The 11,777-nt window shown below is 62.1% G+C and carries 9 protein-coding genes and 1 pseudogene; 7 read left to right on the forward strand and 3 right to left on the reverse strand.

Annotated elements, in window-relative coordinates:
• Nucleotides 1-44 precede the first annotated feature (44 nt).
• Nucleotides 45-974 (reverse strand): helix-turn-helix domain-containing protein, encoded by a 930-nt coding sequence (locus AC07T0_RS06785; RefSeq protein ID WP_495000425.1) that lies wholly within the window; start codon nt 972-974, stop codon nt 45-47.
• 260 nt (nt 975-1,234) lie between these two features.
• On the opposite strand from AC07T0_RS06785, the gene AC07T0_RS06790 reads away from it, so the two are divergent.
• Together AC07T0_RS06790 and AC07T0_RS06795 are read left to right on the forward strand one after the other, a co-directional pair.
• The gene (locus tag AC07T0_RS06790) at nt 1,235-1,651 is read left to right on the forward strand and encodes a GFA family protein (RefSeq protein WP_495000551.1); all 417 of its coding nucleotides are present in this window, start codon (nt 1,235-1,237) and stop codon (nt 1,649-1,651) included.
• Between the two features lie 22 nt (nt 1,652-1,673).
• Nucleotides 1,674-2,801, forward strand: a complete 1,128-nt coding sequence (locus tag AC07T0_RS06795) for an NAD(P)-dependent alcohol dehydrogenase (RefSeq protein ID WP_495000426.1) — start codon at nt 1,674-1,676, stop codon at nt 2,799-2,801.
• A 33-nt stretch (nt 2,802-2,834) separates the two neighbouring features.
• Here AC07T0_RS06795 and AC07T0_RS06800 read toward each other — a convergent pair.
• Nucleotides 2,835-2,960: pseudogene (locus AC07T0_RS06800) on the reverse strand (response regulator); the annotation flags it as partial.
• Nucleotides 2,961-3,095: 135 nt separating this feature from the next.
• Complete coding sequence (locus AC07T0_RS06805) at nt 3,096-4,868, reverse strand: sigma 54-interacting transcriptional regulator (protein WP_495000427.1); 1,773 nt, start codon at nt 4,866-4,868, stop codon at nt 3,096-3,098.
• A gap of 291 nt (nt 4,869-5,159) precedes the next feature.
• Between AC07T0_RS06805 and AC07T0_RS06810 the strand changes: the two genes are divergently transcribed.
• The 5 genes from AC07T0_RS06810 (at nt 5,160) to AC07T0_RS06830 (ending at nt 11,771) form a co-directional block, all read left to right on the forward strand.
• Nucleotides 5,160-6,635: a benzaldehyde dehydrogenase gene (locus AC07T0_RS06810; protein WP_495000428.1), complete on the forward strand. Its 1,476-nt coding sequence runs from the start codon at nt 5,160-5,162 to the stop codon at nt 6,633-6,635.
• Between the two features lie 67 nt (nt 6,636-6,702).
• Entirely contained in the window at nt 6,703-7,470 is a 768-nt protein-coding gene (locus tag AC07T0_RS06815; RefSeq protein ID WP_495000429.1) for a coniferyl-alcohol dehydrogenase, read from the forward strand.
• Nucleotides 7,471-7,571: 101 nt separating this feature from the next.
• A complete protein-coding gene (locus tag AC07T0_RS06820) occupies nt 7,572-9,221 on the forward strand; it encodes a DUF1302 domain-containing protein (protein WP_495000430.1) in 1,650 nt (549 codons plus the stop codon).
• Nucleotides 9,222-9,236: 15 nt separating this feature from the next.
• Entirely contained in the window at nt 9,237-10,598 is a 1,362-nt protein-coding gene (locus tag AC07T0_RS06825) for a DUF1329 domain-containing protein (protein WP_495000431.1), read from the forward strand.
• A 69-nt stretch (nt 10,599-10,667) separates the two neighbouring features.
• Nucleotides 10,668-11,771, forward strand: a complete 1,104-nt coding sequence (locus tag AC07T0_RS06830; RefSeq protein WP_495000432.1) for a WD40/YVTN/BNR-like repeat-containing protein — start codon at nt 10,668-10,670, stop codon at nt 11,769-11,771.
• Nucleotides 11,772-11,777 lie beyond the last annotated feature (6 nt).

Below are 11,777 nucleotides of genomic sequence, written 5' to 3' on the forward strand. Positions count from 1 at the left end.
CAGGATGTCCGCCGCAACCAGGGCATCGATTATGCTGGCGTCGCTCAAGAGCGGTATCGTGAGGTGCTGGGCGTTTTGCCGAAGTATTGCCTGAACCTTCTCGCGAAGTAGTTGGAATCATTAAACCCCACCTCGAACGCGACATCACCGACCGACAGGGTGCAGGCGGGATCGGTCAGCAGAGCCTTTGCCCTGTCTAGTCGGCGCTGGACGATATACTCCCTTGGCGTGGTCCCGTTGCGCGCAAACAGACTTTGTAGTGTGCGCATCGGGTAACCTGTTGCGGCCGCTATCAGAGCTGGGCTCAGTGCCGGATCGGTCAGCCTCGCGTTGATCCACTCGATTATCCGTCTGTACTCACTGTCGACAGTCCTGCGCTCCGCATCATGATTTCCACGAAGGGCCAAGTTGGCCAGGTCGACCAGTATCCGTGCGAGCGTCTCATCTTCCTCCGCGTCGACGTCTCCATGCTGATACTCAAGCAATAGCGAGAGGGTGAATTGACGCAACCGTTTCACCGCAGGTAGCTGGCTCGGCACGCTCATACCAGGATGAAGAGACATCCGTGCCGTTTTGTCCAGCATCGTTGACGGCAGCTCCAGCATCAGCAGATCACTGCGGTTCGATACGTTCACCGAGAAAGGGCTCCGAGTGTCGCACAAAGCCAGATCGCCGGTTGCCAGGGACGTACATGTGCCCTGTTGCCAGGTCTCGGAAAATCCCCTGTGCTGAAGGTGCAGCTTTATCAGGTCATCGCGTCCGCTTCCCGTTCTGCACGAGACGGTGGATTGGTTTGCTTGTGCGCGTATGAGGTTTAGCGATCCTAGAGGACGGTGCCATAGGGTGGCATCGAAATGATCGCCTTCGTGCTCAACAGTGCAGCCCGGAAATTTATCCATGACTACCTGATTCCAGCACTTCAAGCGGTCATGCGAAGAAAACGAAGCGGATGAAACACTCGACAAATGACCCATGGCTGTCTCCTCGTTCTTGTTTTTATTTTTTTGGCGAAGCCCACGACACGTATTCATGTGGTCGACATTCCACAAGCATATCGCATTGCTATTGCTACGCGTTGCGCGTTCGTGCTGGTCAACCTTGCGCCTGTGTGCGCGCATTGAGATCGTTGGCCGGCTAGGATGAAGACCGAATTTGTGTGTAGCACGAGTATCGGATCATACCGCCAAGGGGCGCGTGTCCCGATAACCACGAGGAGAATCAGATAATGAATGTCATGCGTCGGGGATGCTGCCTGTGCGGGCAGGTCCAGGTGGTTCTGCGGAACCTGCCATTGGCGATTGCCTCATGTCATTGCAACCATTGTCGCAAGACCAGTGGGGCCGCGTTCTCACTGGTCGCAATACTGCCCGCACAGGCAGTCGACTTATCTGGAGAGGTGATGGCCTATGACGACATTGCTGATAGCGGCGCGCGGATTTCACGCCGTTTCTGCGGCCATTGCGGCTCACCCGTCGAAACGGCATCGTCGATAACCGAGCAGCAGGGCATTCGGATAATCAAGCTGGGCCTCTTCGACGAGATCAACGACCTCAGGCCCAGTGTTGAATTGTTTTGCCGATCGCGCGCGGGGTGGCTGCCACCTTTTGAGGAGGCACGCCGTTATACCGCTATGCAAACGCCTGATGTCTGAGAATTTGAACAGGAGACGCCCCATGATCCCGATCACTGCAGCACTGACGCCTTGTTGTGGCGCGCACTGGACGCTGACCCCGGCACTGTTGGACGAACCACGGCCTGATGAAGTATTGGTACGCGTCGTGGCCACCGGCGTATGCCACACCGACGTGAGCGTGCGCGAGCAGCATCTCCCTATGCCGCTGCCTGCCGTGCTCGGCCACGAAGGCGCGGGCATTGTGGAGCGAATCGGCGAAAACGTACGGGATCTGTCCGTGGGTGACCATGTCGTGATGTGTTTCGACTACTGCGGGACCTGCCCGAACTGCCTGCGCGGTCTGCCGAACTATTGCGAGCAAGCATTTCCACTGAACTTCGCAGGCTGCCGCGGTGATGGCAGCGTTACGATTCGGACAGAGGAGAGGGATGTGCATGGCAGTTTCTTTGGCCAATCGTCCTTCGCCACCCATGCGCTCACTCATCAGCGTAATGCCATCCGCGTCCCCAAAGACGTACCCCTGGAGTTGCTTGGGCCACTCGGCTGCGGCATCCAGACAGGCGCCGGCACGGTGATAAACGCACTGCGGCCCAGCTTCGGCAGCCATCTTGCGGTATTCGGCGCGGGCGCTGTCGGCTTGGCTGCGATCATGGCCGCCAAGTTGACCGGCTGTGCAACCATCGTTGCGATCGACATCCATGATAACCGACTGGACCTTGCCAGGGAGCTGGGAGCCACACACGTCGTCAATGCCCGGAGCGGGGGCGACATTGTCGCCCAAGTGCGTGCGGCTTCAGGTGGCCGTGGCGCCGACTATGTGGTCGATGCAACGGGCGTTGCAGCCGTAGCGGCGCAGGCGGTCGCCAGTCTCGCACCGTTGGGCCGGTGCGCAATTGTCGGTGTGTATCCGCCGGAGACCCATTTGGTACTGCCCGCCGGGGCGCTGTTCTTCGGCCAGACAATTGGTGGCGTCGTGGGGGGCAACGGTATCCCGAAGATATTCATCCCGCAGCTGATCGAGATGTGGCGTCAGGGCCGATTTCCATTCGATCGGTTGATCACGTTCTACGACTTTGCGCAGATCAACGAAGCCGTCGATGACGCCGTCTCCGGACGGGTTCTCAAGCCTGTTTTACGTATCGGCAACACGAAGGCCACAGACCGCTAGCTTGCCGGTAGCGGCCCGAGCTGACGCAACAATCTCCGGCATGTGCAAGTCGAGAATGACCAGGTCGGGTTCGAAGCTGTTGAACAGGTCCAGGGTTCGCAGTGGTTGGGTGCTGCTCAGGACGTTGGTCAGCCCTTCGCGCACCAGCAGTTGCTCCATCAGGTATTAAACCGTGTTAGCGCGGCTGGGCGCCATCTGCCAAATTTCGGCGATGCCCGAAGCGCAGCCGACGCAAGCGAGGAAATGACCGCGTCACAGGTCTTACGTGGTTGCCCGTAGGCGCGCGCGCCCGAATCAGGCCGATGCCTGTTGGTACTTCTTCAGGCGATAGGCAAACTGCGCACGACTCAATCCCAGCAGGCGTGCCGCCGCCGCCAGATTGCCTGCGCTGTGTTGCAGCGCTTCCTCGATCAGGCGCGATTCCAGCCCTTCGATGGAGAAACCTTGCTCCAGCCGGGTCAAGGTTTCCAGCAAGGCCGCACGCGGTTGTGGGCTGGAGGGGCTCTGGTCGATGGCCGCGAGGCTGCCGTTATCGTCGAGGGAATACAGCTCCTGGGGTATGGGTTCATTGCGAAACAGGTGGACCAGGTCAATGGCCTGGCCATCTTCGCTGGCGATCAGGCCGCGCTCCACCAGGTTCTGCAGTTCCCGCACGTTGCCGGGGAAGTCGTAGCGCAGCAGCGCCTTGAGCGCGCGCATGGTCAGCCCGGCGGGCTTGCGCGCGTAGTCCTGGCAGAAGCGCCGCAGGAACGCATTGATCAGTAACGGGATGTCGTCGCGTCGCTCGCGCAGGGGCGGCAGGGTGATGGGGAAGACGTTCAGGCGGTAGAACAGGTCTTCGCGAAAGTCGCCCGCTGCAACCGCTTTGCGCAGGTCGACGTTGGTGGCTGCCACTACCCGCACATCGACCTTGATCGACTGACCGCCACCGACGCGTTCGATCTCACGCTCCTGCAAGGCACGCAGTAGCTTGCCTTGTCCGGGCAGGCTGAGGCTGGCGATTTCATCGAGAAACAGGGTGCCGCCGTGGGCCCGTTCGAAGCGTCCTGGACGCGAATGGGTCGCGCCGGTATAGGCGCCGCGTTCGACGCCGAACAGCTCCGCCTCGATCAGATTGTCCGGGATTGCGGCGCAGTTGAGGGCGACGAAAGGCGCCTGGTGGCGTGGGCTGTACTGATGCAACTGACGGGCAAACAGCTCCTTGCCAACCCCCGATTCGCCGCTGAACAACACCGTCGCCGGGGTCGGCGCCACGCGTTGCAAGGCGAGGGTGGCGGCATTGAAGGCGGCGCTGGCGCCAATGGGCTTGGGTCCGCCAGGCAGTTCGCCGTCGTCCTGGGGGGCGGGTGCCGGGGCTTGGCGCTGCCTGAAGGGGGCGTTGTTCGGTGAGGCGGTGAGATAACTCAAGTCTTGTTCGACATCGCCCCATTGTTCGGCGGTTTTGCCAACGACTCGGCAGGTCTCGTGGCCCATGCCCCGGCATTCGGTTTCCCGGAAGATCACCAGGCGCCCGAACAGCCCGCTGACATAGCCGATGGCATAGCCCAGTTCGGTCCAGCACACCGGGTCCTGGCCGATCCCGTAGGCGGCGATATGTTCGTCGGCCTCGCAGGAGTGATGCCAGAGGAACTCGCCTTCATAGAAGCCGGAGTCGGCATCGAACTTGAAGTGCAGGGGTTCGACCTTGGTCATGCCTTCGAGGGTATGCAGGCGCGTGCCAGCGGAGAAAATCGCCGCCGCATCGGCATCCGGCCAGCGCTCGCGGATCAGTCGGGCATCCCGTGCGCCGGACAGGTAGCCGGTGCGGGTAAACAGGCCACGGGTTTGTTCCAACCCCTGGCGATCGATGATCTCCCGACGTAGCGCGCCGAAGGATGAACTGTGCAAGAGCAGCATGCGCTGATCATTGAGCCAGATGCGGCCATCGACCGGAGAGAAAAACAGGCATTCGGTCAGCTCGGCCAGGGTTGGTGAGTTGCCCTCGACCAGTTGGGTACTGTCCCCCCGGGGTGAAAAATGCTCCTCCAGCACCGTGAGATCCGGGAACAGCGAATGGGGATTGTTCATTGTTATGCCCCTGAGCGCGTTGACTGATCGAAATGATCAACTTCGAAATAGTTATTAAACATAACTTTATCATTTGAACAAGTGCCGCCGTGTCGGGCGCGTGCCGGGGCGGCAGCTCAATCCGCGGACCCTTCTCTCGAACCCTCAAGCCAGAGCCTTCGCTGCCCAAAGCGCGGCGGAATGAGGGAAATCGGCATGGCCCTTGCTCTAGTGCTTTCACCACGCAGACGACTTCAGCGCTTCAGCAAGGCTGCGTCGGGCGATGACAAACACAAGAGCCGGGAGGCCGAAATGGCGGTAAATGAACCCTCTGATTTCCTGCAGGACGAGTTGTGGTGTGAACGTATTTTCAGCGGTGACTGGATACGCCCGTTGGGTGGCAGCAATAGCGTACGTGAGCCGGCCACCGGTGAGGTGCTGACGGTGACCGGACTGGCCGATGCGGCGGATATCGCCTTTGCCGGCCTCACCGCAGCCCGCGTGCAGCCGGCCTGGGCGGCATTGGGGCCACGGGACCGTGCAGAGATCTTCCGCAAGGCCGCCGCACTGGCCCAGCAACACTTTGCCGAGCTGGCACTGTATGTCGCCCGGGAAAGCGGCGGCAGTCTGTTCAAGGGGGAACACGAGGTCCGGGAGGCGATTGTCTTGCTGCATCAGGCGGCCGGTCTGCTGTCGCAACCCCATGGCCTGGTGCTTCCCAGCGAGGCGGGGCGCTTGTCCTACGCCCGCCGCTTGCCCCACGGCGTGGTCGGGGTGATCTCGCCGTTCAACTTCCCCCTGGTGCTCTCGCTGCGCTCGGTGGCGCCGGCGTTGGCGGCCGGCAACGCCGTGGTGCTCAAGCCCGATCCGCAGACCCCGGTCAGTGGCGGCTTCATCATTGCCCGGCTGTTCGAGGCCGCCGGTCTGCCCAAGGGGCTGTTACAGGTCTTGCCTGGCGCTGCTGCGGCAGGTGAGGCGCTGTGCCGCGACCCGCATGTGCGGATGATCGCGTTCACCGGTTCTACTGCCGCAGGCCGCAAGGTCGCGGAGGTGGCGGGTCGTCATCTGAAGAAAGTGGCCCTGGAGTTGGGTGGGAAAAACTCGCTGATCGTGCTCGAAGACGCCGACCTCGACCTGGCGGCCAGCAATGCCGCCTGGGGCGCCTGGTTGCATCAGGGGCAAATCTGCATGGCCACCGGACGCATCCTGGCCCATGAGTCGATCGCTGCAGAACTGGTTCGCCGATTGGCCGAGAAAGCCCGGACGATCACGGTTGGCAATGCCGCTCGCGGCGAGGCGGTGCTGGGGCCTTTGATCAACAAGCGCCAGTTGCAACGCGTGCATGAAATCGTCACGGACAGTTTGAGGGCGGGGGCAAGACTGGAGGCGGGCGGTGAGTTTGACCAGCTCTTCTACCAACCCACGGTGCTTTCCGGCGTGCGTCCGGGCATGCGCGCGTTCGACGAGGAGATCTTCGGCCCGGTGGCCACGGTGGTGAGTTTCGCCAACGACGAGGAGGCCATCGAATTGGCCAATCGCACCGAGTACGGCTTGTCCGCGGGGATCATCTCGCCTTCGCTCGGGCGTGCGATGGCGATGGGCGAGCGACTCAATTGCGGTCTGCTGCATATCAATGACCAGACGGTGGCCGATGAGTGCATCAATCCATTCGGCGGGCGTGGCAGTTCGGGAAATGCCGGCAGCGTGGGTGGTCCGGCCGACTGGGACGAATACACCCAATGGCAATGGGTGACGGTCAAGGACACCGCGCCGCGCTACCCGTTCTGAGAAAGACCGGCCGACGCGAGCGGTCGGCCAGCCAGCTGAACCCACAAAAACAATAAGAGGACACAACATGAAGCTCGACAACAAGATTGTGCTGGTGACCGGGGTCTCCTCGGGTATCGGCGCCGCCACGGCAAGCCTGCTGCGCAGCCACGGCGCCCAGGTGATCGGCGTGGATCTGAAGGCTCCGCACATGACCCTGGACGGCTTTGTCCAGGGCGACCTGAGCAGCGCCGAGAGCATCGACCGGCTGTTGCCGCAGCTACCCGCACGGATCGATAGCCTGTGCAATATCGCCGGCGTCCCGGGTACCGCCGACCCGCAACTGTTGGCGCGGGTCAACTACCTCGGCTTGCGACACCTGAGCAGTGCACTGCTGCCGCGTATCACGGCGGGCGGCAGCATCGTCAATATCGCCTCGATCCTCGGCGCCGAGTGGCCGCTGCGCCTGGAACTGCACAAGGAACTGGCGCGTATCGAGGGTTTTGCCGCCGCGCAAGTCTGGCTGGCCGCACACCCGGTACCGGACCAGACCTGCTACCAGTATTTCAAGGAAGCCTTGATCGTCTGGAACTATCTGCAGGCCCAGCCCTGGTTTCTCGAACATTCGGTGCGCATGAACAGCGTGGCGCCGGGCCCGGTGTTCACCCCCATCCTCGGCGACTTCGTGAGCATGCTCGGCGAGGCCAGGACCCAGGCCGATGCCCATCGCATGAAGCGCCCCGGTTATGCCGATGAGGTGGCGGCGGTGATCGCTTTCCTGTGTGCCGACGAGTCGCGTTGGATCAACGGCGTCAACCTGGCGGTCGATGGCGGATTGGCCTGCACCTACATCTGAAACGCAAACCCGTAAACAGCGGCGCAAGCCGCTGACCGAGAGTGTTGGCTGGCGCCATGCGTGCAAAGCCATGCCAAAAATAAAAATAATGAGGAGCGTCCATGGACAACGTTATAGGTGGCTTTCGTTTCAAGCATTGCGCCCTTTTCCTGGCGTTATGCGGTGTAGGTGCGATGGTCGAGAGGGCCGAGGCCATGCAACTGGACCTCGGTGATTCCGATTGGAAACTGCGCTGGGACAACACCATCAAGTACAGCCAGGCCTGGCGTTTGCAGGGGCAGGACAGCCGCTTGACCCATGCGCCGACCGCCAACGGCCTGTACCCCTCGATCCAGAGCCAGGGCGATAAGAATTTCAGCACCGGTCTGGTTTCCAACCGCCTGGACCTGTTTTCCGAAATGGACCTCAGCCGGCAGAACTACGGGCTGCGGGTGAGCGGCGCGGCCTGGTACGACGATATCTACAACAAGAGCACCGACAGCAGCGAGCAACCGCACTTCCTCAGTGACACCCGCAAGCTCAATGGCCGCGACGCCGAAATCCTCGATGCCTTCGTGTTCCTGCGCGGTGACCTCGGTGAAGACTCCCAGGGTGTGGTGCGTGTGGGGCGGCACAGCCTGGTCTACGGTGAAAGCCTGTTCTACGGCGGCAACGGCATCGCTAATGCCCAGGGCCCGACCGATGTGGTCAAGTTGCTCAGCGTGCCGGGAACCCAGTTCAAGGAGATTCTACGCCCGGTCAACCAGATCTCCGGGCAGTTGCAGATCAACCCGCAGTTGTCGGTGGGCGCCTACTACCAGTTCGAGTGGGAGCGCTCCAACCTGCCCGGTGCCGGCAGCTACCTGAGCGATACCGACGCCATCGGCTACGGCAGTGGTTCGCTGCATGAGGTGTTCGGCAACGACACGGTGAATGCGGGCGACCTGAAACCGAGAAACTCGGGGCAGGGCGGCATGCAGATTCGCTTCAAACCGGCCGGTACCGAGCTGGAACTGGGTTTTTACGCCGCGCAATATCACGACAAGACCCCGATCGGCCTGTACGCCTATCTCGACGGCCCGGCTGCGGCGGCCAGCGGATTGCCGATCCTGAGCGCTTATCGTCAGGTCTACGCCGAAGATATCCGAACGGCCGGCATCAGCTTCTCCACCGCCCAGGGCCCCTTCAACTTCGCCGGTGAAACATCGGTGCGCTGGAATGCGCCGCTGGTGAGCAATCTGCAAGTGGTGACCCCGGGCATGTTGGCGGACGGTGGTGACCACTCGCTGTTTGCCCGAGGCAAAACTGCCCACGCCAACCTGTCGGCGATTTATCTGTTGTCGCCGACGGCCTTCTGGGACGGCGGTTCGGCCCTGGCCGAACTGGCCTGGAACCGCACCCTGAGCATCACCGAGAACGCCGCGGCCCTGGACTCCAACACGACCCGCGATGCCACGGCGCTACGGGTGCTGGTGGAGCCGGCGTATTTCCAGATTGTCGACGGGATCGACCTGACCGTGCCGATCGGTATGGGCGTGGTGCTCGACGGGCGCTCATCGGCGGTCAACAAGTCGGGTTTCGGTAATACCCACTCCGGAGACTGGAGTGTCGGGCTCAAGGCTACGTATCTGCAGCGCTGGGATGTCGGCCTGAACTACGTGAACTTCTTCGGCGCGCCGAAAGCCGGGCTGCGCGAGGACGGCAATTTCAGTTTCGGGCAATCGCTGGCCGACCGTGACTTCGTCTCGCTCTACGTGAAAACCTCATTCTAATAAGGTGGATTTGTCATGCAGAACCAAACTTTTCTCAACACTTGCATCCTCACCCTGGCCCTTGCCGGCATGAGCCTGGCGCAGGCGGCGGTGTCGCCTGAACAGGCCGCACGCTTGAAGTCCGAGTTGACACCCCTGGGCGGCGAGCGTGCCGGCAACGCTGATGGCAGCATCCCGGCCTGGAATGGCGGCTACACCCAGGTCGCGCCGGGCTACAAACCGGGAGACAAACGTCCCGATCCATTCGCCGGCGAGAAACCGCTGTACTCGATCAAAGCCTCGAATATGACGCAGTACGCCAGCGAACTGGCCGAGGGCACCAAGATCCTGTTGAAGAAATACCCGGACTATCGTCTGGACGTGTATCCGACCCACCGCTCGGCCGCCGCCCCGCAATGGGTGTACGACAACACCGCAAAGAATGCCAGCCGTGCCACACTGGACATCGAGAGCGAGAAAGTGACCGGGGCCTATGGCGGTATTCCGTTCCCGATTCCGGACAACGGTGCGCAGGTCCTGTGGAACTACCGGTTGTCCTGGCAGGGGGGGGACACCATCAGTTCACCTTTCGACACCTGGCTGATGACCGCGGGCGGCAAGAAGGTCCAGGCTACCCGGGCGCTGTACACCTACCAGTTTCCTTATTACATCGAAAGCGGCAGCCCGGAAAACTTCTCCGGCAAATACCTGATGGGCAAAATGTTCACCGAGCTGCCGTCATCCAAGGCCGGCGAAGGCCTGATGACCCATTGGGACCTGGACCCGGCCAACCGTGCGGCCTGGCAGTACCTGGTCGGTCAGCGCCGGGTGCGCCGGGCACCGAATATTGCCTATGACACCCCGGACTTCGTCACCTCCGGTGTCGGTCTGTTCGACGAAGCCTTTATGCTGTTCGGGCCGACCGACCGCTTCGACCTCAAGCTGATGGGCAAGAAAGAACTGGTCGTCGCTTACAACAATAATCGCGCGGGTCTGGCCAAGAGCGATGATCTGGTCAAACAGAACTTCCTCAATCCCGACCTGGTGCGCTGGGAGAAGCATCGGGTCTGGGTGGTCGAGGCCACGCTCAAATCCGGCAAGCGCCATGTGGTACCGCGCCGGACTTACTACATCGACGAGGATTCCTGGCAGATCCTGATGGTCGACGGGTATGACGCCCAGGGCAAACTGGGGCGCCAGATGTATTCGCTGACGCTGCTGGCGCCGGACCTGCCGGCGCTTACCGCGCAGGTCATGTGGGGCAGCTACAACCTCGACACCGGCGCCTACTTCCTCAACTCCTCGAGCAATGACCTGGCGGTTCAGTACCAGAAAGTCGCGAAACCTTCGGCCTCCTTTTTCACGCCGGATGCCATGGCCAACGAAAACATGCGTTGAACCATGGGCGGCCGTGGCGGGCGAGCAGCTCGTCACGGTCGCCAGTGACTTTCCAAGCAGGATAAAGACATGAACCTTGAAAGAATCTTTGCGCGTTTTGGCCGGCGATGGGGCCCCTGCGCCCTGGCGTTGTGCCTGTTGGCGAGCCTCTCCACTGCTGCGCAGGCCGCGACGTTCGCGGTACTGCTGCAGCCGGCACTGCCCACCGCCAAGGCCCCGCGTGCGGTATTGCTCGGCTTGGCCCGGGCCGGGGAGCGTTTGGTGGCGGTCGGTGAGCGCGGCATCGTGCTGCTCTCGGATGATTCGGGCACGACCTGGCGCCAGGCCAGCGTGCCGGTCAGCGTCAGCCTGACGGCGGTGCAGTTCGTCGATGCCGAGCAGGGCTGGGCCGTTGGCCATCTGGGGGTGGTGTTGCACAGCGCGGACGGCGGTGAAACCTGGCACAAGCAGCTCGACGGCGAAGCTGCCGCCGCGCTGGCATTGCAGGCGGCGCAGCGTGAGGCCGGGCAGCCGGGGGCCGCCGGCAAACTGGCGCAGGCGCGGCATTGGCTGGCTGACGGACCGGACAAGCCGTTTCTCGACCTGTACTTCAGGGATCGGCTGCACGGTTACATCGTCGGTGCCTACAACCAGATCTATCGGACCGACGACGGTGGGCAAAGCTGGCGGCCCTGGATGGGGCATCTGGACAACCCACAAGGCCTGAACCTGTATGGCATTCGTGGGGTGGGCAACGATCTGCTGCTGGTGGGGGAGCGCGGTTTGCTGTTGCGTTCGAGCGATGCCGGGGACTCGTTCCAGGCCTTGAGATCACCCTATGAAGGCAGCTTTTTCGGTCTGCTCGGTACCCGTGAGGGCGCCTGGATTGCCTATGGTTTGCGCGGCAATGCCTGGTGGTCGGATGACCGTGGCAGCAGTTGGCGGCGCCTTGACACCGGCATCGAGTCAACGCTGGCGAGCGCCACCGAACTGCATGACGGCAGCCTGCTGCTGGCCAGCCAGGGCGGTGAACTGCTGCTCAGCCATGACCAGGGGCACAGCTTCGATAAACGTCAGAGCCGCAACGGCGCGACGGTCGCGGCCGTGCAACAGGCGGCCGACGGCAGCCTGGCCAGTGTCGGTTTGAGTGGCGTGGCCGCTGACCAGGATTCGCGAGCATCCGGCAAACCTTGAAACTTC

It is taken from the genome of Pseudomonas sp. GW821-FHT04D07, from assembly GCF_059420225.1.